The sequence below is a fragment of the Pseudomonas lalkuanensis genome, from assembly GCF_008807375.1.
Taxonomy (GTDB): domain Bacteria; phylum Pseudomonadota; class Gammaproteobacteria; order Pseudomonadales; family Pseudomonadaceae; genus Metapseudomonas; species Metapseudomonas lalkuanensis.
Genome location: NZ_CP043311.1, coordinates 3532350 through 3554096, shown reverse-complemented (window position 1 = coordinate 3554096; position 21747 = coordinate 3532350). Strand labels below are relative to the sequence as shown.

The following is a 21747-nucleotide window of genomic DNA, read 5'->3' as shown; positions in this document are numbered from 1 at the left end:
GCGAACACCTCATGAGCATGCATCTTTCGCCGCTTGCGCGGACGATCGCCGGGGTCGGTCTGTGCTGGGCGGGTCTGGCCCAGGCCCAACTGGCCAACGACCTGACCATCGGCAACCCCAAGGCCATGGCCATGGCCAACGCCATCACCGCCGATTCCTCGGGGATCGACGCCGTGCACTACAACCCGGCCGCCCTGACCAAACTCAAGGGCCGCCAGACCACGGTGAAGTTCCTCACCGGGGTGATGGACATCCGCGCCAGGTTCGAAGCCCCCGAGGACTACGGCTTCCTGGGCTTCGACGACGACCCGGTGGCCAACTCCAGCAGCCGTACCCTGACCCCGGCCATGTACCTGCCCGGCATGGGCGGCATGACCGAAGTACCGGTGCTGTTCGCTCCGTTGGCGGGCTTGTCGATCAATCCGCCGGGCTCCAAATTCACCTTCGCCACCAACGTCTACGCGCCGATGGCCCTGGGTTATTCGCGGGATTCCGACAGCGATCCGGGGCGCTACCAGGGGCGTGAAGTCGCCTTGCAGCGCATCACCTACTTCTCGCCCTCTGTGGGCTACCAGATGAACGACGAGCTGGCGGTCGGCCTGTCCATCGGCTTCTCCCACCAGGCCATGGCGCTCAACCAGGACTTCCGCAACCCGGGCTTCCTCACCGGGCTGACGCGGCTGTTCAACGAATTCCTCTGCCTGCCGGGGATGGGTGAGGTCGTCTCCGGAATCATCAACGTCTGCGGCGGCAAGATCGGCCCCTTCGACACCCTGGCCAACATGGACCTGGACCTGCAGCAATCGCTGTCGCCGACCTGGAACATCGGCGTGCTCTGGGAACCCACCGACTGGTTCGCCTGGGGCGCCACCTACCAGAGCGAGGCGCGCATGCACCTGCAGGGCAAGTACCGGGTGGACTACAGCCAGCAATGGCAGGGCTTCTGGTCCGGCATGCAGTCCTCGCTTTTCGGTCAGGTGTTGAGCCCGCTGTTCCCCCTCGGCAATGTCGACGAGGAAGTCGGCAACGCGTCCCTGGACATGACCTACCCGGACAACTTCTCCACCGGCATCAAGCTCAAGCCCTTCGAGCGCTGGCAGTTCAACTTTGATGTGAAGTGGAGCGGCTACAGCGATTGGAACGAGTTCGAGATCGAGTTCGACCGCGAACTGGACCTGCTGCGCATCGCCAAGAACTTCGGCGGCGGCAAGGCCACCGACCGCAGCATCATCCTCGACCGCGGCTACCGCGATACCTGGAGCTGGGCACTGGGCATGCAGTACCAGTGGACCGACCGCCTTGCGGTGCGTGCCGGCTACGAGTGGCGCCCGTCAGCCATCCCCGACGACAAGGCCGACGTGCTGGCACCGATCGGCGATGCGCACCTGTATGGACTTGGCCTGGGTTATCGGTGGGACAAGGACACCAACATCGACATCGGCTTCAACTACTTCACCACCAAGCAGAGCACCAAGGCCAACACCAGTTGCAACCTCAACTGCACCGGCATCGACAACCTGGTCTACAACCCCTACGCCGGGCAAAACGTCGAGACCTCGGTGAAGGCTTACATCCTGGCCCTGACCTACCAGACGACCTTCTGATGAAAGCGCCCATCCTGCTCCTCGCCCTGATCCTCGCCGGCATCGCCCACGCCAGCAACGGCCGCTACCTGACCTGGATCGACGACCAGGGCAGGGTGCACAACACCTTCGTCGATGGCCGCTACAGCGAGCAGCAGCGCCAGGCCGCCAAACGCATCGCCCAGAGCGACCAGGCGCGCCTCAAGGATGGCGACGGCACGCTCTGGCCCGGCAATGCCAAGGCCGGCGAAAGCAAGCGGCGCTACTTCACCTGGGTGGATGCCAGCGGCAATCTGCAGAACAGCTTCTACGCGGCGGGGCAGGTGGAATCGGGGCAACGCAACTTCGTCCTGCCCAACGGCCAGCGCTCGGAGGAGTACGTCGACTCGGACGTGCTCGAAGGCCGTGGCTATTCGCGCCCGGAGCAGGGGCCGGCGTATTTCACCTGGGTCGACGAACAGGGTCGCACCCACAACTCGCCGGTGCCCGCGCGCGGCAAGGAAAACGGCGACGACGAAGAACGTCCCGGCCCTATCGCCTACACCGAGGCGCGGGAACTGGAGTTCAAGCGCAAGGCCGCGCTGCTGCCTTCCCTGGACGGCCAGCCCACGGCCGCCATGAAGGCCCTGCTGGAAGGCAGCGAAGAGCAGGGCGAGGCGCTCTACCAGAGCCTGGTGGACCGCTGCTGCGGCCAGCTCCCGGATGACGCCTTCACCGAGGTTTCGGTCGAGGAACCGCGCTTCGAGGAGCTGAACAACCTGTCGCCCAGTTTCGATTTCCCCATGGGCCGCAGTTACTACAGCGCCCTGAAACTACCGCGCTCGCAACACAGCTATGGCCTGCGCATCCGCAGCTTCGCCAATCGCCAGGTGGTCTACCCGTCGCTGCTGTTCCTCGATGAAGCCAAGCGCCCGACACGCCTGGTGAGCGACGCCGTCTACCAGCTCCATGGCGAAACCTGGTACCGCTACGCCTTCATCGAAGGCACCGTGCAGGTACGCGCCAACCAGGGCGAACGCTACGTGCTGCTGCTGACCACCGACGAAGACCGCAGCCTGCAGACCCTGGACAACAAACCCTTCAAGCGCCCCCTGCAGGACCTCGCCCTGAGCGAGGCGGGGATGCAGGTGCACGAGCATGCCGACCAGGGCTCGTTCGAGCTGGCCATCGTGAAGTAGCGATGTGGGGATGCCGGGGCACCTACCTGTAGGAGCGGCTTCAATCGCGAAGGACTGCAGCGCAGTCCGTGTTCTGATCCGCCCGCGCGGTTTCGCGAATGAATTCGCGCCCACAAAAGCCCCGTCACTGCTGACAGACCACCCGCGCTATGCTGGCAATCCCAGCGACCCGAAGCAGATTCCTGCCATGTCCGATACCCGCGCGCTCTTCACCCGCCAGTCCGACGCCTATCGTGCCAATCGCCCCACCTATGACCCCGCCCTGATCGCCTGGCTCAGTCAGCAGGCGCCGGACCAGGCCCTGGCCTGGGACTGCGGTTGCGGCACTGGCCAGGCCACCACTGACCTGGCCAGGCACTTCCAGCAGGTGGTCGGCACCGATGTCAGTGCCCAGCAACTGGCGCGGGCCGAGCCGGCGTCCAACATCGACTACCGCTGCGAACCAGCGGAACAGACCTCGCTGGCCGCCGGCAGCGTGTCCCTGACCCTGGTCGCCCAGGCACTGCACTGGTTCGACCTGGACCGCTTTTATGCAGAAGTGCGCCGCGTGAGCCGGCCGGGTGGGTTGCTGGCGGTGATCTCCTACAACCGCTCGACAATCGCGCCACAAGTCGATGCACTGGTCGATCACCTCTATAGCGATATCCTCGGTAGCTACTGGGCGGAGGGGCGCAAGCACGTGGAGCAGGGCTATCGCACCCTGCCGTTCCCGTTCGAGCGCATCGAGGTGCCGCCCTTCACCCTGGATGCCGAGTGGGACCTGGCGCGCCTGCTGGGTTACCTGGAAAGCTGGTCGGCGCTGGGCACTTACAAATCCGCCCACGGCAGCGACCCCCTGGACCCGTTGCGCGAACGTTTCCAGCAGGCCTGGGGCGACCCGGCCAGCACCCGCCGGGTGAGCTGGCCGTTGACGGTGAGTCTGGGGCGGGTGCGCTGAGCAGTGACGAGCTCCTCCCCTGTGGGAGCGAATTCATCCGCGGAAAGGGCGCTGTAGCCGCTCTGGTATTCCCGGCAGGACTGCGTCCTGCATCGCGATTGAAATCGCTCCCACACGTGAAGCCTCCCTGGTTTCGCTTCAAACCCGCAGGCTCGCATCCTTCCCGTCGTGCGACGTGAAGTCCACCGTCCGGTCCACCATGTTGATCACCGCCACCAGCTGCTCGGGCTGGGAGCGCGCCGAGGCCATGGTCCACTGGTCATAGCGGTCATTGCCGATGCGCACCATGCGGATGTGCGTGGTGCGGTCGGCATCCACCACCGGGTCCGGGTCGAAGAAGCCGAGCTTGCGCCGCAGCTTCTCCAGGTCAGCCGGGTCGCCGGTGAGGAACAGCCAGCCCGGCCCGACATGATGGGACTCGGCGTATTCCCTGAGGATCTCCGGCGTGTCCAGTTCCGGCTGCAGCGTGATGGAGTACATGAAGACATTCCTCCCGGCACGGTCGCCCAAGAGCTTCTGGGTGCCGCGCAGGTTGGCGGTCATGGTGGGGCAGAGGCCGCCGCACATCGTGTACATCATGTTGAAGGCCACCACCTTGTCACGCATGAGGTCGTCGTAGAGCTTCACGCGCTTACCCAGGTGCGTGTAGAGCGTGAGGTTGGGGAAGTAGCGGGCGCCGAAGCTGTCGCCCTCGGCGTACTCGGATTCCGGGGCGGCCCAGTTGCGGCCCGCCAGGCCGGTGCCCAGCGCGGCCAGGCCCGCGGCAGCCATACCGGCGCCGAGCAGCAGGTTTCTGCGAGTGTTCATCTGGCATCTCCAGTCACGATCGAGGATTGGCGGTGATCAGCTGGCGCCGCATCCGGCTGGCGGTTCGGGGGGCGTGTCGTCCTCGATGTCCCAGCGCAGCATCATGCCGTGGTCCTCGTGGATCACGTTGTGGCAGTGCATGACGTACTTGCCGGTGAAATCGCGGAAGCGCAGGAACACCCTGACCGCCTCGTTCTTGCCGAGCACATAGACGTCCTTGCGCCCTCGCTCGTGTTCCGGAAGGGCCACCGGCAGGCCGTTGACCGTCTTGCTGAGGATGCGGCCTTCCTCGAAGTGGATATGCACGGGGTGCTGCCAGCCGCCGCTTTCGTTGACCAGTTCCCAGATCTCGCACTCGCCTTTGTCGATCTTGGCGCTGGTGTCGAGGATGTTTTCCGGTTTGCCGTTGACCGCCCATTCGCCGCCCTTGCGGTCGAACACCCAGCGGCGCACCTTGGCCCGCGCGATTTCCTCGTCGCACAGCGGGCGCAGCGGCCGCAGTGCATCGGGCACCTGGCTGAGGTCCTGTTCCGGCGGGTCGCGATCCACCAGCAGCTTGAGCACCCTGGTGCCGGAGCCGTCCACCTTGTCCGGGCCCTTGGTGGTCTCCTGGATCAGGCGGTTGGTGAGGAACAGCTCGGTGCCGATGGGGTACTTGGAGAAGTCCACCACCAGGTCGGCACGCTCGGCGACGCCCAGATGCACCTTGCCCATGTTGCGGATCGGTGCCGGCAGCAGGTTGCCGTCGTTGGCGATGTAGGTGAAGGTCTGCGCCTTGCCCTTGCTGTCATTCAGGTAGAACTCGTAGAAGCGCGACGGGCCGGCGTTGAGCAGGCGCAGGCGGTACTTGCGGCGGGCCACCCGCAGCACCGGCTCGATCTTGCCGTTGACCAGGATCTTGTCGCCCAGGGTGCCGTCGGGGCTGAAACGGTCGAAGACGAGCTGGCCCTTCGAGTCGAAGCGCATGTCGTTGAAGCTCAGCATGTAGTCGTACGGGTAGCTGGGCAGACGCAGGGCTTCGGGGCTCGGGTCCTTCTCGTTGCCCGAGTCGAGATGGTCGAAGAGGACGTAGAAGCCGAACATCCCGCGCACCACGTTCTGCGAGGTGGCCTGCCAGGTGTGGTCGTGGAACCACAGGGTGCCCAGGGCTTCGCGGAAGTCGCCGATGCCGTTCTGCATCTCATCCAGGCCTGCATAGACGTTGGGGTAGAAGTGGTCCTTGTACTCGCCCTTGTAGTCCAGGGTCAGGCCCTGCTTGTGGGCGCTGAAGAAGTCGCCGGGGAAACCGTCACTTTCCGAAGGGCAGTGCAGGTTGTGCAGGTGCACGGAGATATAGGGGACGCCCACGCCGACGTGATCCTTGGGCAGCTTGCAGTGGAAGCGGCAGAGCACCGGCTGGCCGTAGCGGGCGAAGATGATCGGACTGAAGCTGTCTGGCGTCGAGTCGGCGGCACGGTAGCTCCAGACCCTGGTTTCCGGCAGGTCGGGATGGGCTTTCCACGGGCGTTCCACCACGTTGATTTCATACATCGTGGGGTCGGCACCCAGCTCGTCGTAGCGTTGGTGCGGTTTGCGGCCGCACTCACCGTGTTCGGCGTCTGCGCCTGGAGTTGGCGCGACTTCCTGCACCCCGTCGGCGCCATGCAGGACGCTGACCGGGTTCAGCGGGCTCATCTGGTTGGGAAGGAATTCCTTCCACGGCGTGGTCTTCGGGCTGGTGACTGCCGAAGTGTCGCTATCCTTGGCCTGGCTGTCGCGTTCGGTGAGCAGCAAGGGCAGGGCGCTGGCGGCAGCGGACCATTTCAGGAAAGCGCGGCGGTTGGTGCCGGCGAGGGGCTGTTCTGATTGTTGCTTCGCGTCGTCGGTGTCATTCCGGGCGACAAGCGAGATTCCCCTGGAACTCAAGCGATAGGTCTTCACGGCTGCGGTCCTCCACAGCTTGATGGACAGTGAGATTTCGATCGCTCTGACTGCTCCTGGAGCACCTCGTACCGGTTGGCCTTGTTGGCTCTGTAGTGATTGCCGGTCGAAGCCCGAACTGCGCTCTGGAAACAGGTTGCAACAAAGTTATAGGAGGCGATCGCCGGGTGCCATCATTGATCTGGGTGAAAACCACCCCTGGCGGACTGGCGGCCAAACAAGCGTCATGAGCGGCAAGAAAGTGCAAGTGGATTAATGGCTTGGAACGGCAGTGCGCGAGCTGCAAGTGTTCGCTGGAAATTTGACGTTGTGCGGGAGGAGACATGCACCAGGTTTCACGATTCGCGGTGGGCGAGGGGCTGGACGCGGAGCGCCAGCTGCTGGAACGCATCCAGCAGGGCGAGCAGGAGTGCGCATTGCTGCTGTGGCGACCGCAGGAGGCGGCGCTGGTAATGCCGCAACGCATGAGCCGCCTGGCGGGGTTCGCAGAGGCCGAGGCCGAATGCCAGGCACTGGGCTGGCCAGTGGCCCTGCGCGACAGCGGCGGCGAGCCCGTGCCGCAATCGCCCGCCGTGCTGAACGTGGCGCTGGCCTACGCCTTGCCGCCTCGCGAGAGCGAAATGACCCGCATCGAGAACGCCTATCTGCGGCTCTGCCATCCGATGCTGGACTGGCTGGCCGGCATGGGGCTGGAAGGGGGGCTGGGCGAAGTGGACGGCGCCTTCTGCGACGGCCGCTACAACGTCACCCTGGCGTCGCGCAAGTTGGTCGGCACCGCACAACGCTGGCGCCGCCGCCACGGCGATAGCCGCCATGTGGTGCTGGCCCACGCCGCGGTGCTGATGGAAAACCAGCGCGAACCCATGGTCGATGTGGTGAATGCGTTCTATCGGGGATGCGGCCTGGATGACCGCGTGCGCGCCAGCAGCCATATCGCCCTGGATGAATGCGCGGGGCAGGTGTGGAGCCGCCTGGAACCGCTGCGCGAATGCTATCGCCGGACGCTGGCGGAGGTGGGGCTGGAGCTGACGTGAGAAGGTCGGGAGGCCGGACCATTGGTCGGTAAATGGAATTGATTCACATCTGTTGGCAAATTTCGCTTGACCAAAAAATGAGAATCATTATTATTCGCCTCACTGGCCCCGCGGCCAGCTGGATAAGCTGACAAGCCCAGATTTCGGACTCATCAGATTATCTCCTCATCAGGCTAATCACGGTTATTGACCCGGCAAATTGCCGGGTCTTTTTTTGCCTGCGATTTCTGCCGCTGCCGAAAACGGCCCTTGGTGAGCAGGGTGGATCATGCTTCATCGATCCACCATCGGTGCCAGTTCCGAGGTCCGCTGGTGGACGTAACAAGCGAGTTCCGCCCCACGGCGGTTCCAGAGTGCCGGCGCAATATCCGGCACGGAATGGCTCCCTCTCACTTCGGGAAAGGGCTGGGTCGAGGGCGTGGTCAATCGCGAATCAATCCACCCATCCAGCCTCCGGCCATCCCGTGCTGCTGGCGCTCATTTATGGGGGCCAATTCATTCGCCAGGCAGGCCGCAGGCCTGCCCATCGGACGTGCAGGGGGCGGCTTCGCTGCCCTTGGCGATTGAAATCGCCCCTGCAGGCCTTTCTGGTAACAGGATCAGTGCCCCTTCGCCTTCCTGATCCGCAGGACGATCGCGCCCAGGATCAGCGCCACCACCGGCGTCATCACCAGGATCGCGGTCTTCGGTGATACATCCAGGCCGAGAGTATGCAGGCCGCCGTAGAACAGCTTGAACAGGCTCAGCAGGTAGTAGCTGATGGCGATGATCGACAGGCCTTCCACCGCCTTCTGGATCTTGATCTGGGTATCGGCGCGGGCATTCAGGCTGCGCAGGATTTCCGAGTTCTGTTCTTCCACCTCCACATTGACCCGTGCCCGCAGCAGGTCACTGAGATTCGCCACGCTCTGGCCCAGGCGCACCAGGCGCTGGTCGGTGGCGGCGCAGTAGCGCACCGTGGGTCGGAAACGTCGTTCGATGAAGACTCCCAGGCGCTGGCATTCGTCGATGTGGGATTCACGCAGCTCGTTGATGCGCTCGAAAACGATCTGCGCGTAGGCCTCCGTGGCACTGAAGCGCTGGCGGGTGCGGGCGGTGCTGCGCACGATACGGGCGGAAAGGGCGGCGATATCCGTCGACAGCTCCTTGGCGCTGCCCTTGCCCTCGGCATTGCGGTCGGAGAGGTTGGTCAGCTCCTTGTCGTACTCCTTCAACTGCAGGCTCACCGCCTGGGCCACCGGCAGGGTGAGGGAGGCCATCATGCGGTAGGTCTCGATTTCCAGCAGGCGGCGGATCATCCGGCCCAGGCGATAGGCATTGAGCCGGCGGTTGACCAGCAGGATGCGGTTGACGCCGTCCTCGGTGAGGCGGAAGTCCGACCAGGCGATGGCATCGCCGCCCCCCAGGGTGGACCCGGACGGGTCCTTGAATCCGTAGGCTGCCGTGTCACCCGCCCAGTTCGCGTCCGACTCCACCAGCACCTGGTCGGCATTGATCAGCAGATTGCGGTGCTCGCTCACCAGGCTTTCCAGCGTTTCCGGCAGCGGCGGCCACAACGGGTCGCCCGGCGCACGCGGTACCACCAGGGTGAGAGTGAAGAACTCGGTATGGCGCTCCCATTTCAGGGTGTTCTCGCCCATGCGCAGCAGGCCTTGCGAGCCATTGCTGGCCAGTGGCGCGTCGGCGGCCTGGTTGAGGCGGTCCACCAGGGCGTCGCAGACGTCCTCGGCATCGGAAAAGGCGAAGTGATAGACGTTGGCCGGATCACGGAAGTAGATCGACGGCCGCGAGTGCAGCTCGTTGTGCAGCGCTTTGCGAAGTGGATGCATGGGGACTTCTGTGGGCAGGGAGGTTTTCTTCGATGACGCGGCCTGCCCGGGAGGCGGTCACACCTGCGCGACTGGAAAGTTGGAGTGCCACCGACCAGTCGGGACGGATAGTCCTTCAGGCCGGCGGCGGCGGGGAGTGGCGGACGGGCCGCCCAAGAGCGCGCCAGGGCCTTTTGAGCCCTAGGCGCGAAACTGCTGCATCAGCCCCTGCTGATGGTTGGCCAGGTCATTGAGCTGACGACTGACCTGCGCCGACTGCTCGGCCTGGCCGGACAGGGATTCGGTCACGTCGCGGATGGCCTCGACGTTGCGGTTGATCTCATCTGCGACGCTGCTTTGTTCCTCGGCGGCACTGGCAATTTGCAGATTCATCTCGGTGATGAGGTTGACCGCGTGGCCGATGCGTTCCAGCGCGGTGACCGCCTGCTGCACCTGGCTGACGTTTTCCTGGGCCAGGCCGTGGCTGCCTTGCATGGCCCGGGTCACATCGCGGGTACCGTTCTGCAGGTCGAGGATCACCTGGCGGATCTCTTCCACCGAATCCTGGGTCCGGCGCGCCAGGCTGCGCACCTCATCGGCCACCACGGCGAAGCCACGTCCGGCGTCACCGGCGCGGGCCGCTTCGATGGCGGCGTTCAAGGCCAGCAGGTTGGTCTGCCCGGCGATGGAAAGGATCACCTCCAGCACCGAACCGATCTGCTCGCTGCTCTGGGCCAGCGTCTGGAGCTGAGCCATGGCCTCGCTCATATCCCGCGCCTGGGCTTGGATGGCGTCGGTAGTGCGGGTGATCACGTCCAGGCCTTCGCGGCTGGCCTGGTCGGCGTTGCGCGCGGCGTCGGCAGCCTGCGCCGCGCTCTGAGCCGAGGCGTTGGCAGTCGCGGACATTTCATGCAGGGCGGTGGCGACCTGGTCGATCTCGCGGAACTGCTGCTGCATGCCTTCGCTGGTCTGGCGGGCGATCAGCGCCGACTGGTCGGCGGTGTCACGGGCGTCTCGCACCGAGCCCTGGACCTTGGCGATCACCGGTTGCAGCTTGTCGAGAAAACGATTGAAAGCCAGCGCCAGGCGGCCCAGCTCGTCACGTCGGGCGTAGGTCAGGCGCCGGGTGAGGTCGCCTTCACCGTCGGCAATGTTTTCCAGCATGGCGGCCAGGCGCAGCAGCGGGCGGGTGACGCCACGGGCGGCCAGCCAGATCATGGCGACCCCGAGCAGGGCCGCGACGGAGCCGAGGGTGAACTCCAGCATCGAGCTTTGCAGGCGCTCGTCGTCCATCTGCACCTTCAAGGCTTCGGCAGGTGCCAGCAGCACCTGTTGCGGCACGCCCAGCAGCACGCCCCAGGGCTTTGCCCCGGCGATAGGGGAGAGCGGCTGCAGTACGCTGATCCGGCCCTTGTCGATGAACGCATGGGGTTCGTTGCGGCCGAGGAAGTCCAGGACCCCGCTTGCCTGTTCCGGCAGCACGGCCTGCACGCGCTTGCCGAGCTGGCCGGCATCCTGGCTGTGACCGGCAACCACGCCCGACGGGCTGATGATGCTGACGCGACCGTTGCCTTCATAGAGCTCGCGGCTGCTGGCCAGGGCGTCCTGTTGCAGGCTGTCGAGGCTTATATCCAGTCCGATCACCGCCAGTACCTTGCCGTGCTCCAGCAGTGGGAAGGCGACGCTGGTGACCAGCTTGCGGCTGCCCGAAGACTCGTCGAAATAGGGCTCCAGCAAGCACAGTTGCCCGCTGTCTCGCGGGCAGGTGAAGAACGCGTTGAAGGGCGCGCCGCTGGGGCCGGGGGCGGTATCGGCCAGCAGCTTTTCGTCGCCTGGCACGGCTTGCAACTCACCCGGCCTGGCTTGCAGCCAGTACAGCGCGAAGCGCCCGGCGTCGTTGCTGCCGAGGTCGCCGCGGCCTTTGAACTCGGCGTCGCGCCCATCGAGGGCATCGGGCTGGAAGATGAGGAACAGGCCGAGCAGCTCCGGACGTAGTTCGACGGCCTTGCGCAGTTCGCCGGTCAGTTCGGAACGCAGGGTTTCGGCATTCATCTCGCCACGGGCGGCGCGCTCACGCAGGTAGAGCAGGTGCCGCGCCAGGCCCAGGCCATATTCGTGGGTGCGGGTGAAGCTGCGCTGGATCTGCAGGGCCTGGACCTTGCCCTGGGCCTGCAGGTTGAGGCGCGCGGCTTCGGCCAGCATGGCTCCACTGGAATCCTTGACCCGTTCGGTACTGGCGCGGGTCTGGTATAGCGACAGGCCGACCAGCAGGCCCACCACCAGGATCAGGCAGAGGCTTGCCAGCAGGGTGATCTTGCTTTGGATGCTGAGGCTGGGGCTGGACATGGGGAACGGCCGCATGAGGAACCGGGGCGTCACCGCCCCGGATGGGTTCAGAAAGTGGTGACGAACACCAGTTGGCTGTAGAGGTTGCTGTCGTCGCCACCGAGCTGGGTGCCACCTTCTTCCGCGCTGCGGTCAGGCTTGTAGAGGCCGACCAGCGGCATGACGATCAGGTTGTCGCTCACCGCCCATTCGGCGTAGAGATCCAGTTCGCGGCCGTCGGTATTGCCCAGGTCGCGGTCCAGGGTGTTGAAGTCGAACCACAGGGCACCGAGGCTCAGGTTCTCCAGCGGCGACACCTTGAAGGCGACGTGGTGGACCTGGGTGTTGGTGTTGAACGGGCCGGCGTAGTTGGCCGCCACCTCACCCTGGAACCAGGTGCCGTAGCCACGGCTGAAACCGGTGAACAGCGCGTCGTAACCTTCCGAGAAACGGCTGTAGCGGTAGCTGACGTATGGGCTCCAGGCCACCTCGGAGAAGGTCCAGCCGGCTTCCAGGTACCAGGCGTTCTCGTCGTCGACGTTCTTCTTGTCCTGCCAGGCGTACTCACCGGAAAGGAACAGGTTCTCGACCCCGGCATTGCCCTGGCCGCGCACGCTGTAGGTCTTCATGCCGTCGCGCTCGGCCTGGAAGGGCGATGCGAACTCTTCGTCGATATCGCGGATGTCGATGGCGGTCAGGCCCAGGGTGCCGGCTGCGGATACATGCTCCAGGTTGCCCACCAGCATTTCGGGCTTGGCCTGGGCGCGGTTGTCGGACTTGAGCCACATCAGGTCGCCACGCAGGCCATCCTTGCCGCCGAGGCGCAGCACGGCGGTCTGGTCGAACGCCTTGCGTGCGGCCAGCCAATAGGCGCCACCCCGGTTGAACTCGCCGTCGGCAAGGCCCTTGCCGAGGTTCAGGGCATCGCCGTTGATGAGAAAACCGTCGCCGATCATCAGGTTCTGGCGGCCGAAGGAAAAGTCCACGCCGTCCTCACCCAGTGCCTCGAACGACTGGCCGGAACGCCAGCCGAGGTAGGCGTCTTCGATCTTGGTCGTGCGCTCGGAACCATCGGTGAAGCCCGCCGCGTCACCATCACCCCAGGTGCCGGAGCTGAGCATGTTGAAGGCGCCGTAACTGGTGCCGGCCCCCGCCAGCCCCTGGTCGAAGCTGATGCCGTACTTGGCGTAGCCCTCGCGCCAGGACGACGATCCCTCGCTCTTCGAGCCCGTGATGGCGTAGTTCTCCTGGCTGTGGAAGAAGCCGTACACGGCCTCCAGGGTAGCGTTCAGGTGAGTGTCTTCATCGGCGTACAGCTCATAGGCGCCAGCCTGGGTAGCGGCGCCCACCAGCAGCGCGAGGGTGGAGAGTCGGAACAGGTTCGACCGGGACATCGCAAGGCTTCCTTCTTCTTGATATTGGCAGGGGAGCGTTTCTGCGACCGGATACTAAGGAGTTGCCGAATGCCGGCCTTGTGCCTGCTTGCCAAGGGCTTGAGCCTGCGTGCCAGATTCGGAACGCCAGCGCCTTGTCGGGGCTGCCGGGCATTCCTGTGGGAGCGAATTTATTCGCGAATGGACGGCGCAGCTGTTCCCGGCAAATCTTCGATTTGAATCGCGATTGAAATCGCTCCCACAAGTGAGCGTGTCCGAGCAGGGTAAAAAAAACCGGCCCGAAGGCCGGTCGTAAACTCACGCAGCGACTCGGTTCAAACAGCTTCCGGGCGTTTCAGCACCAGGGTGAGGATGTCGTAGCTGGCCACCAGCTCGCCGTTCTGGTTGGTGACTTCCACGTCCCAGGCGACTACGCCTTGCGGCTCGCCTTTGGGGCTCTTCTTGCCCTGGTCGATCTTGCGCTTGCAGGTCAGGCGCGCCTGGATGGTGTCGCCGATGCCCACCGGGGTGATGAAGCGCAGGCTGTCCAGGCCGTAGTTGGCCAGTACCGGGCCCGGAGCCGGGGAGACGAACAGGCCGGCGGCGGCGGAAAGCACGAAGTAGCCGTGGGCGATGCGCTTGCCGAACTGGGATTCCCTGGCGGCCAGCTCGTCGAAGTGCATGTAGAAGTGATCGCCTGACAGGCAGCCGAAGTTGACGATGTCGGCCTCGGTCACGGTGCGACGGTGGGTCAGCAGGGATTCGCCGATCTGCAGCTCGTCGAAGTAGCGGCGGAACGGATGCACTTCGGTCTCGATCACCTTGGCGCCGCGGACGTACTCGCGGGTCACGGCAGCCAGCATGGTGGGCGAGCCCTGGACAGCGGTGCGCTGCAGGTAGTGCTTCACCGCGCGCAGGCCACCCAGTTCTTCACCACCACCGGCGCGGCCGGGGCCGCCGTGCTTGAGTACCGGCAGGGGCGAGCCGTGGCCGGTGGATTCGGCGGCGGACTCGCGGTCGAGGATGTGCAGGCGGCCGTGCAGGGCGGCGGTTTGCGGCACTACGCGGGCGGCGACGGCCGGGTCCTTGGTGACCAGGCTGGCCACCAGGCTGCCCTTGCCACGGGCCGCCAGGGCGATGGCTTCGTCGATATCGTCGTAGGCCATCAGGGTGCTCACCGGGCCGAAGGCCTCGATGTCGTGGGCACCGCCTTCGGCGTGCGGGTCACGGGAGCGCAGCAGGGTCGGGGCGAAGAAGGCGCCTTCGTTCACGCCGTCGCCGCGCGGGGCGAAACCGTCACGGGCACCGAACAGCAGGTCGCTGCTCTGCAGGAGGGCATCCAGGCGCTCGGCCACGTCGGCCTGCTGGGCGTGGGATGCCAGGGCACCCATCTTCACGCCTTCCACGGCCGGGTCACCGACCACCACCTTGGACAGGCGATCGCGCAGGCGTTCGGCCACGGCGTCGATGTGCTTGGCGGGGACGATGGCACGGCGGATGGCGGTGCACTTCTGGCCGGCCTTGACGGTCATCTCGCGGGCCACTTCCTTGACGAAGAGGTCGAACTCCGGATCGTCCGGGGTGATTTCCGGGGCGAGGATGGCGCAGTTCAGCGAGTCCGCCTCAGCGTTGAAGGGTACGGAGTTGCGAATCAAGTTGGCGTTCACCCGCAGCCTGGCAGCGGTGTCGGCGGAGCCGGTGAAGGTCACCACGTCCTGGCCTTGCAGGCGGTCCAGCAGGTCACCGGTGCTGCCGATGATCAGTTGCAGGCTGCCTTCCGGGAGCAGGCCGGATTCATGCATCAGGCGCACGGCGGCTTCGGTCAGGTAGCTGGTGGCGGTGGCCGGCTTGACGATGCAGGGCATGCCGGCGAGGAAACTCGGGGCGAACTTCTCCAGCATCCCCCAGATGGGGAAGTTGAAGGCGTTGATGTGCACGGCCAGGCCGCCACGGGGCACCAGGATGTGGGTGCCGGCAAAGGTGCCCTGCTTGCCGAGCGGCATGGCCGGGCCTTCATGGACGATGTTGCCGGAGGGCAGCTCGCGGGCGCCGACGCCGGCGTAGCTGAACAGGGTGGCGGCGCCGCCCTCGATGTCGATCCAGCTGTCGGCGCGGGTGGCGCCGCTGTGGCGGGACAGCGTGTAGAGCTGTTCCTTGTGTTCGGTCAGGTACAGCGCCAGGGCCTTGAGGCGAGCCGCGCGCTGTTGGAAGTCCATGGCCATGAGGCTGGCGATGCCGCGCTTGCGGCCATGTTCGACGGCTTCGGAGAAGTCCAGGGCTTCCTCGTGGGTGCGGAAGAGGGTGCTGCCGTCGATGGCGCTGCGCAGTGCCTGGGAACCGTGTTGGCCGATCCAGCGACCGCCGATGAAGCTTTGCAGCGTGGAGGCGTTACTCATGGGGAAATCTCCGTGAAGGCCAGTGCAGGGGCACCGGCGTCGGTTTGGTGTTCATGTAGGAGCGAGCTTGCTCGCGCACCGGGAGCTGGCTTTGGTGAGCAAGCTCGTTCCTACAAGGGTTCGGTTTTTCTGCTGTTCACCAGAGGGTCAGGGTGTAGCCGAGGATCAGGCGATTTTCATCGAGGTCGGTCGTCAGCCCGTTGCCGGAGCGGAAGGTGACATTGCGCCAGCGCAGGCTCAGGCCCTTGAGGGAACCGCTCTGGATCACATAGGCCAGGTCGCTGTCGCGTTCCCATTCCTCACCATCGTCGCCGCTGGCGGTCTTGACGTTGCCGCCGTCGACGTAGCGGGTCATGAAGGTCAGACCTGGAACGCCCAGTGCGGCGAAGTCGTAGTCGTAGCGCAGTTGCCAGGCATCTTCCTCGGCGCGGGTGAAGGTGTTGAAGGTCACCAGGTTGACCACGTAGGGGTCGCCGCCATTGAGGAAGGGGAAGGCGCTGTCGCCGGACATGCGCTGGAACGCCGCGCTGAACCGGTGGGCGCCCTTGCCCAGGCTGAACATGCCGTTGAAGTTGCGGTTGTCGATCTCCCCCGCGCGCTCGACGCCATCGCCCCGGCTGTCGAAGTAGCGGATGTCGCTTTTCAGGTTGAAGCCGCCGGACAGCGGCAGCGTGTGCACCAGACCAACGAACTGCTGGCGGTAGATGTCGTCCAGCAGGCCGTAGTAGTAGCTCACCGCCAGCTGCGGGTTGATGGCGTAGGTGCCGCCGGCGAAGTTGAAGGCGTCGCTGGTGGCGGCGCCGAAACCGATGTCGTCGCGGCCGGAGGAGTCGCGCAGGTTGGTGCGGGTCAGGCGGCCGCCGTTGAAGGTCAGGCCGCTGATTTCCTGGCTGGTCAGCATGCCACCCTGGAAGGTTGAAGAGAGCAGACGGGTGTCGTTGTAGGTCGCCACCGGCAGCAGCGGCTGCAGGGTGCCCAGGCGCAGCACGCTCTGGGAGGCGCGCAGTTTGGCGGTCAGGCCCAGCTCGCTGTAGTCGTCCACCGGCTCCTTCGACACCGGGCCGAAGGGCAGCAGGCCGGTGCCACGACGGTCGCGGCTGGCGTCCAGCTTCACGCCCAGTTCACCGATGGCGTCCAGGCCGACGCCCACGGTGCCTTCGGTGAAACCCGACTCGATGCGCGCGGTGAAGCCCTGGCCCCATTCCTCGGCCTTGGACTGAGGTGCGCCGTCCTGGCGGAAGTCGCGGTTGATGTAGTGGTTGCGCAGCTCGAGGCTGCCCTTGCTGTCTTCGATGAAATCCGCCAGCGCCGAGGTGGCTAGGGGCAGGGTGAGCGTCGCAACGAGCGGCGCGAGTGTGCGACTGTGGGGCATTGTTCTTCTATCCATTGTCCGGTTGCTCAGGGCTCAGTGGCGGCTGGCGGCGGCTGCGCCGATGCCGGTCATGGAGCGGATGAACTGGGCCAGGTAACGGCCGCGCTCTTGCTTGGCACGCTCGGAGGCGTCGGTCACCGAGAACAGCCAGGCACTGAGGAAGGCCAGGCCCATGGAGAACAGCGCCGGGTTGGAGTAGGGGAACAGCGCCTTGTCGTGGTGCAGCACGTTGACCCAGACGGCGGGGCTCAACACCAGCAGGGCGATGGCGGACACCAGGCCGGCCAAACTGCCGGCGACGGCGCCACGGGTGGTCAGGCCTTTCCAGAACATGGAGAGGAACAGCACCGGGAAGTTGACCGAGGCGGCGATGGCCAGCACCAGGCCGGAGAGGAAAGCGATGTTCTGCGACTCGAACAGCAGGCCGAGGATCACCGCCAGCACGCCGATGCACAGGGTGGCGATACGCGACACGCGCATTTCCTCACGCTCGCTGGCCCTGCCCTTGCGGATCACGCAGGCGTACAGGTCGTGGGACACCGCCGAGGCGCCGGACAGCGCGAGGCCAGCCACCACCGCCAGGATGGTGGCGAAGCCCACGGCGGAGATGAAGCCGAGGAACAGGCTGCCGCCAACCGCGTGGGACAGGTGCACCGCCACCATGTTGCCGCCGCCGATGATGGCGCCGGCCGCATCGCGGAATTCCGGGTTGGTGCCGACCATGACGATGGAGCCGAAGCCGACCACGATCAGCAGCAGGTAGAAGTAGCCGATGAAGCCAGTGGCGTAGAACACCGATTTGCGCGCTTCCCTGGCGTCACTCACGGTGAAGAAGCGCATCAGGATGTGCGGCAGGCCGGCGGTGCCGAACATCATGCCGAGCCCGAGGGAAATGGCGTCGATGGGGTTCGACAGCAGGCCGCCCGGCGCCATGATGGCCGCGCCCTTGGCGTGTACGGAGGCCGCAGCGGCGAACATCGCCTCGGTGCTGAAACCGAAATGCTTGAGCACCATGAAGGCCATGAAGCTGGTGCCGGACAGCAGCAGCACCGCCTTGATGATCTGCACCCAGGTGGTGGCCAGCATGCCGCCGAAGGTCACGTAGCAGACCATCAGCACGCCCACCAGCATCACGGCCTGGGTGTACGAGAGGCCGAACAGCAGCTCGATCAGCTTGCCGGCGCCGACCATCTGCGCCACCAGGTACATCAGCGCCACGGTCAGGGTGCCGAAGGCGGCGGTGATGCGGATCGGGCTCTGCTCCAGGCGATAGGACACCACGTCGGCGAAGGTGTACTTGCCCAGGTTGCGCAGGCGCTCGGCGATCAGGAACAGGATGATCGGCCAGCCGGCGAGTACGCCCAGTGCGTACAACAGGCCGTCGTAGCCGTTCATGAACATCATCGCGGAAATGCCGAGGAAGGACGCCGCGCTGATCATGTCGCCGGCGATGGCCAGGCCGTTCTGGAAGCCGGTGAGGCCGCCGCCGGCGGTATAGAAGTCCGCGGCCGAGCGCGTGCGCAAGGCGGCCCAGCGGGTGATGCCGAGGGTGAAGAGCACGAACGCGAGGAACATGTAGATGGCGTTCCAGTTCAGCGGACGCGTGGCGGCGTCGGCGGCGAACGCGCCCTGGGAGGCCAGGAGACCGGCGGCGAGCAGCAGGGAAGCGAGTGCTTTCATTGGCCGCACTCCTGCTTGACCTTGTCGTTCAGCGGGTCGAGGACGTTGGTGCGCTTCACATAAATGCCGGTGAGCGCGAAGGAGAGCAGGATGATGGCCACGCCCACCAGCATGCCCACGCTGGTGACGCCTCCATTGAGGGAATGGCCGAGCACGCCAGGGGCGAAGGCCACCAGCAGCACGAAGCCGTAGTAGATCACCAGCATGGCGGCGGTCAGCGACCAGGTCAGGCGTTGCTTGCGGCGGACCAGTTGGATGAAGTCCGGGTTTTCCCGGATGCGATCGAGGTCTTGCGGGGTCATGGTTGCTCTCTCTTTTTGTGATTGTCGAGGCACCCGTTCGACGGCCGACGGCAAGGCTGCTTGAGTCGAACGGGGGTGTTGCTGGCACTGCTTTTCTATTTCTTTGCAGGAGCGAGCCCTGCTCGCGAATGCACGGGTGGCAAACGCTTCGCGCGCAGAGCTCGCTGCTGCGGGTGTCGCTTAGAGCTGGTCGAAATCGAGGACGACTTTCTCGCTGACCGGGAAGGTCTGGCAGGACAGCACGTAGCCGGCGGCCACTTCGTAGTCCTCCAGGGCGAAGTTGCTGTCCATCTCCACCTCGCCTTCGATCACCTTGCACTTGCAGGTGGAGCACACGCCGGCCTTGCAGGAGAAGGGCAGTTCCATACCCTGGGCATTGCCGGCGTCCAGCACGCTGACGCTGTTGCGCGGCAGTTCGAAGGTCATTTCGCGGCCATCGCTGATGACGGTGACCTGGCTGCTGGCGCTGTCAGTGGCGCGGGCGGCTTCGCGGGCTTCGCGCTTGGCGCTGCTGCCGGCGGCGGCGAACAGCTCGAAGTGGATGCGCTCGGCGGGCATGCCGTTGGCCTTGAGCTGGTCGCGCACGGTTTCGGTCATGGCCTGCGGGCCGCAGATGAAGGCGGCGTCCAGGGCCTTGGCGTCGATCCAGCGGGAGAACAACTGGCCGCACTTGTCGGCGTCGATCCGGCCGTTGTAGAGGTCCACGTCCTGCTGCTCGCGGCTGAACACGAAGATCAGGTTGAGGCGTTGCAGGTAGCTGTTCTTCAGGTCTTCCAACTGTTCGCGGAACAGTGCAGAAGCGCTGGAACGGTTGCCGTAGATCAGGGTGAAGCGGCTGTTCGGCTCGCTTTCCAGTGTGGTCTTGATGATCGACAGGATCGGCGTGATGCCGCTGCCGGCGGCCACAGCCAGGTAGTTACCGTGGCGCGCGGCGTCCAGTTCGACGAAGAAGTGGCCAGACGGCGGCATCACTTCCAGGCTCTGCCCGGCTTTCAGGCTGTCATTGGCATAGGCGGAGAAACGGCCGCCGGCCACGCGCTTGATCGCCACCCGCAGCTCGCCGTCATTGACGCCGGTGCAGATGGAGTAGGAGCGGCGCACTTCCTCGCCGTCCATCTGGGCGCGCATCACCAGGTGCTGGCCCTGGGTGAAGCGGAAGGTATCGGCGAGATCGGCGGGAATGTCGAAGGCGATGGACACCGCATCGCGGGTTTCCGGGCGCACTTCTTTGATCTTCAGGCTGTGGAACTTGCTCATTGTTCTTCTCCTGCGGCATTGCCGCGCGGAGGGCGAATACAAACGTCACGAGCGAAGGCCAGGCTAGGCGGAAGCAGCTGAGGAAGCGGAGTTTACGTGTGTAAATGAGCATTCCGAGGCTGTTTCCAACGACGCATGGCCGAGCGCAGCAGTTTGTGTTCGTCCTCCTAGATGCACTTGAAATAGTCGAAAGGCTCGCGGCAATCGATGCAGCGGTACAAGGCTTTGCACGCGGTGGAGCCAAACTGGCTGAGCTGCTCGGTATGGGCGCTGCCACACTGCGGGCAGCAGACATCGCCGGCGTCGCCCATCAGGCTGCGCTTGCTGGTGCTGCCGGCCGGCGGGGCGATGCCGTAGGCGCGCAGGCGCTCGCGGCCGTCGGAGCTGATCCAGTCGGTGGTCCAGGCGGGCGTCAGGCGGCGCTCCAGTTTTGGCGCGGCGAAGCCAGCACCTTCCAGGGCCTGCTCGATGTCGTGCTCGATCACCTCGGTGGCCGGGCAGCCGGAGTAGGTCGGGGTGACCACCACATGCAGATGGCCGTCCTGCCAGTCGAGGCCGCGGACGATGCCGAGGTCGACCACGCTGACCACCGGCACTTCCGGGTCCATCACCTCACCCAGCACCGACCAGGCGCGCGCCAGATCATCTGGCGCGCCGGGCCTGGCGCCACGGTCGCTGGTAATCAGCTCACCAGGACGCATCGGGGTAGGCCCGCTGAAGGAATTGCATTTCGGCCAGCAGCAGACCGAGATGCTCGGTGTGCAGGCCCTTGCGGCCGGACAGGTAGAAGTGGCTGGCCGGTTCCGGCATCGGCAGGGTGGCGCTGGCGAAGATATCGGCCACCTTGGACTTCCAGGCAGCGGCGATCTCCGTCGGGTTCGGCGCAATGCCGGCCTCGAAGAGGCGCTGTTCCACCTCGTCGCCATTCACCAGTTCCACGGTGAAGCGCCAGATGTCGCGGATGGCCGCCAGCATGCGCTGGTGGCTTTGCTCGGTACCGTCGCCCAGGCGCTCGACCCATTCGCCGGAGCGGCGCAGGTGGTAGGTGACTTCCTTCAGGGCCTTGGCAGCGATGCCGGCGACGCGCTCGTCGCTGGACTGGGAAAGGCCATGCAGCATCTGGAAGTGCCAGGCATCAAAGAGGAACTGCTTGGTGATGGTTACCGCGTAGTCGCCGTTGGGTTGCTCAACCAACAGCAGGTTGCGGTAGGCGCGCTCGTCGCGGCGGAACGCCAGATGGTCGGCGTCACGGCCGTCGTCCAGCAGCTCGGCGGCATAGTCCAGCCAGTTGCGGGCCTGGCCCACCAGGTCGAGACCGACGTTCATCAGTGCCAGCTCTTCTTCCAGTGCCGGTGCGCGGCCGCACCATTCGCACAGGCGCTGGCCCTGGATCAGGGCGCTGTCGCCGAGGCGCAGCAGGTATTGGATGAGGTCTTCGCGTTGGCTCATGGCGGCGGCCTCACATGTGTCCGACTTCGGCCGGCAGCTCGTAGAAGCTGGCGTGGCGGTAGACCTTGTCCTGGGACGGGTCGAACAGCGGCTCCTTCTCGTCCGGGGAGGAGGCGGTGATCAGTGCGGACGGCACTACCCACAGGCTCACGCCTTCATTGCGGCGGGTGTACAGCTCGCGGGCGTTCTCGATGGCCATGCGCGCATCGGCGGCATGCACGCTACCGACGTGCTTGTGGTTCAGGCCGTGCTTGCTGCGCACAAAAACTTCAAAAAGGGTCCACTCAGACATGGTGTTTGTCTCCTCATCGGGAATGAGCTGCCGC

The 21747-nt window shown here is 65.3% G+C and carries 17 protein-coding genes; 4 read left to right on the top strand and 13 right to left on the bottom strand.

Annotation, left to right across the window (positions count from 1 at the left end; translation table 11 throughout):
- Nucleotides 1-17: 17 nt before the first annotated feature.
- The 3 genes from FXN65_RS16525 to FXN65_RS16515 all read left to right on the top strand — a co-directional run bounded on the left by FXN65_RS16525 (nucleotide 18) and on the right by FXN65_RS16515 (nucleotide 3698).
- The gene (locus FXN65_RS16525; protein ID WP_394351304.1) at nucleotides 18-1604 is read left to right on the top strand and encodes an outer membrane protein transport protein; all 1587 of its coding nucleotides are present in this window, start codon (nucleotides 18-20) and stop codon (nucleotides 1602-1604) included.
- The gene (locus tag FXN65_RS16520) at nucleotides 1604-2761 is read left to right on the top strand and encodes a MalM family protein (RefSeq protein ID WP_151134388.1); all 1158 of its coding nucleotides are present in this window, start codon (nucleotides 1604-1606) and stop codon (nucleotides 2759-2761) included. Before FXN65_RS16525 ends, FXN65_RS16520 begins: the two co-directional genes overlap by 1 nt.
- Nucleotides 2762-2948: 187 nt before the next feature.
- A complete protein-coding gene (locus tag FXN65_RS16515) occupies nucleotides 2949-3698 on the top strand; it encodes a class I SAM-dependent methyltransferase (protein ID WP_151134385.1) in 750 nt (249 codons plus the stop codon).
- A 138-nt stretch (nucleotides 3699-3836) separates the two neighbouring features.
- Here the strand turns inward: FXN65_RS16515 and FXN65_RS16510 are convergent, their stop codons facing one another.
- Both FXN65_RS16510 and FXN65_RS16505 read right to left on the bottom strand, forming a co-directional pair.
- The gene (locus FXN65_RS16510) at nucleotides 3837-4505 is read right to left on the bottom strand and encodes an SCO family protein (protein ID WP_151134382.1); all 669 of its coding nucleotides are present in this window, start codon (nucleotides 4503-4505) and stop codon (nucleotides 3837-3839) included.
- A gap of 36 nt (nucleotides 4506-4541) precedes the next feature.
- Entirely contained in the window at nucleotides 4542-6425 is a 1884-nt protein-coding gene (locus FXN65_RS16505) for a multicopper oxidase family protein (protein WP_151134379.1), read from the bottom strand.
- A 323-nt stretch (nucleotides 6426-6748) separates the two neighbouring features.
- Between FXN65_RS16505 and FXN65_RS16500 the strand changes: the two genes are divergently transcribed.
- The gene (locus FXN65_RS16500; RefSeq protein WP_151134376.1) at nucleotides 6749-7459 is read left to right on the top strand and encodes a lipoate--protein ligase family protein; all 711 of its coding nucleotides are present in this window, start codon (nucleotides 6749-6751) and stop codon (nucleotides 7457-7459) included.
- 599 nt (nucleotides 7460-8058) lie between these two features.
- Here the strand turns inward: FXN65_RS16500 and FXN65_RS16495 are convergent.
- The 11 genes from FXN65_RS16495 to paaB form a co-directional block, all read right to left on the bottom strand.
- On the bottom strand, nucleotides 8059-9288 hold the full coding sequence (locus FXN65_RS16495) for a DUF3422 domain-containing protein (RefSeq protein WP_151134373.1): 1230 nt from the start codon (nucleotides 9286-9288) through the stop codon (nucleotides 8059-8061).
- Nucleotides 9289-9468: 180 nt separating this feature from the next.
- Nucleotides 9469-11613: a methyl-accepting chemotaxis protein gene (locus FXN65_RS16490; protein ID WP_151134371.1), complete on the bottom strand. Its 2145-nt coding sequence runs from the start codon at nucleotides 11611-11613 to the stop codon at nucleotides 9469-9471.
- Between the two features lie 47 nt (nucleotides 11614-11660).
- Entirely contained in the window at nucleotides 11661-12986 is a 1326-nt protein-coding gene (locus FXN65_RS16485) for an alginate export family protein (RefSeq protein WP_151134368.1), read from the bottom strand.
- A gap of 314 nt (nucleotides 12987-13300) precedes the next feature.
- Nucleotides 13301-15361, bottom strand: coding sequence for a phenylacetic acid degradation bifunctional protein PaaZ (gene paaZ / locus FXN65_RS16480; protein WP_151134365.1), 2061 nt, complete (start codon nucleotides 15359-15361; stop codon nucleotides 13301-13303).
- 136 nt (nucleotides 15362-15497) lie between these two features.
- The gene (locus tag FXN65_RS16475; protein ID WP_151134362.1) at nucleotides 15498-16733 is read right to left on the bottom strand and encodes an OprD family porin; all 1236 of its coding nucleotides are present in this window, start codon (nucleotides 16731-16733) and stop codon (nucleotides 15498-15500) included.
- 33 nt (nucleotides 16734-16766) lie between these two features.
- Nucleotides 16767-18413, bottom strand: a complete 1647-nt coding sequence (locus FXN65_RS16470) for a cation acetate symporter (RefSeq protein ID WP_151134359.1) — start codon at nucleotides 18411-18413, stop codon at nucleotides 16767-16769.
- Complete coding sequence (locus FXN65_RS16465) at nucleotides 18410-18715, bottom strand: DUF485 domain-containing protein (RefSeq protein WP_151134356.1); 306 nt, start codon at nucleotides 18713-18715, stop codon at nucleotides 18410-18412. The genes FXN65_RS16470 and FXN65_RS16465 overlap by 4 nt, the downstream gene beginning before the upstream one ends.
- Before the next feature lie 180 nt (nucleotides 18716-18895).
- Entirely contained in the window at nucleotides 18896-19972 is a 1077-nt protein-coding gene (paaE, locus tag FXN65_RS16460) for a 1,2-phenylacetyl-CoA epoxidase subunit PaaE (RefSeq protein WP_151134353.1), read from the bottom strand.
- A gap of 167 nt (nucleotides 19973-20139) precedes the next feature.
- Nucleotides 20140-20673, bottom strand: coding sequence for a 1,2-phenylacetyl-CoA epoxidase subunit PaaD (paaD, locus tag FXN65_RS16455; protein WP_151134350.1), 534 nt, complete (start codon nucleotides 20671-20673; stop codon nucleotides 20140-20142).
- Nucleotides 20660-21421: a 1,2-phenylacetyl-CoA epoxidase subunit PaaC gene (paaC, locus tag FXN65_RS16450; RefSeq protein WP_151134347.1), complete on the bottom strand. Its 762-nt coding sequence runs from the start codon at nucleotides 21419-21421 to the stop codon at nucleotides 20660-20662. The genes paaD and paaC overlap by 14 nt, the downstream gene beginning before the upstream one ends.
- A gap of 10 nt (nucleotides 21422-21431) precedes the next feature.
- Nucleotides 21432-21713, bottom strand: coding sequence for a 1,2-phenylacetyl-CoA epoxidase subunit PaaB (paaB, locus tag FXN65_RS16445; protein WP_016493150.1), 282 nt, complete (start codon nucleotides 21711-21713; stop codon nucleotides 21432-21434).
- Nucleotides 21714-21747 lie beyond the last annotated feature (34 nt).

Excerpts from the sequence above, each read along its gene's own strand:
- FXN65_RS16525 (WP_394351304.1), top strand. The coding sequence starts at position 18 with ATGCATCTTTCGCCGCTTGCGCGGACGATCGCCGGGGTCGGTCTGTGC.
- FXN65_RS16520 (WP_151134388.1), top strand. The coding sequence starts at position 1,604 with ATGAAAGCGCCCATCCTGCTCCTCGCCCTGATCCTCGCCGGCATCGCC.
- FXN65_RS16515 (WP_151134385.1), top strand. The coding sequence starts at position 2,949 with ATGTCCGATACCCGCGCGCTCTTCACCCGCCAGTCCGACGCCTATCGT.
- FXN65_RS16510 (WP_151134382.1), bottom strand. The coding sequence starts at position 4,505 with ATGAACACTCGCAGAAACCTGCTGCTCGGCGCCGGTATGGCTGCCGCG.
- FXN65_RS16500 (WP_151134376.1), top strand. The coding sequence starts at position 6,749 with ATGCACCAGGTTTCACGATTCGCGGTGGGCGAGGGGCTGGACGCGGAG.
- FXN65_RS16495 (WP_151134373.1), bottom strand. The coding sequence starts at position 9,288 with ATGCATCCACTTCGCAAAGCGCTGCACAACGAGCTGCACTCGCGGCCG.
- FXN65_RS16490 (WP_151134371.1), bottom strand. The coding sequence starts at position 11,613 with ATGTCCAGCCCCAGCCTCAGCATCCAAAGCAAGATCACCCTGCTGGCA.
- FXN65_RS16485 (WP_151134368.1), bottom strand. The coding sequence starts at position 12,986 with ATGTCCCGGTCGAACCTGTTCCGACTCTCCACCCTCGCGCTGCTGGTG.
- paaZ (WP_151134365.1), bottom strand. The coding sequence starts at position 15,361 with ATGAGTAACGCCTCCACGCTGCAAAGCTTCATCGGCGGTCGCTGGATC.
- FXN65_RS16475 (WP_151134362.1), bottom strand. The coding sequence starts at position 16,733 with ATGCCCCACAGTCGCACACTCGCGCCGCTCGTTGCGACGCTCACCCTG.
- FXN65_RS16470 (WP_151134359.1), bottom strand. The coding sequence starts at position 18,413 with ATGAAAGCACTCGCTTCCCTGCTGCTCGCCGCCGGTCTCCTGGCCTCC.
- FXN65_RS16465 (WP_151134356.1), bottom strand. The coding sequence starts at position 18,715 with ATGACCCCGCAAGACCTCGATCGCATCCGGGAAAACCCGGACTTCATC.
- paaE (WP_151134353.1), bottom strand. The coding sequence starts at position 19,972 with ATGAGCAAGTTCCACAGCCTGAAGATCAAAGAAGTGCGCCCGGAAACC.
- paaD (WP_151134350.1), bottom strand. The coding sequence starts at position 20,673 with ATGCGTCCTGGTGAGCTGATTACCAGCGACCGTGGCGCCAGGCCCGGC.
- paaC (WP_151134347.1), bottom strand. The coding sequence starts at position 21,421 with ATGAGCCAACGCGAAGACCTCATCCAATACCTGCTGCGCCTCGGCGAC.
- paaB (WP_016493150.1), bottom strand. The coding sequence starts at position 21,713 with ATGTCTGAGTGGACCCTTTTTGAAGTTTTTGTGCGCAGCAAGCACGGC.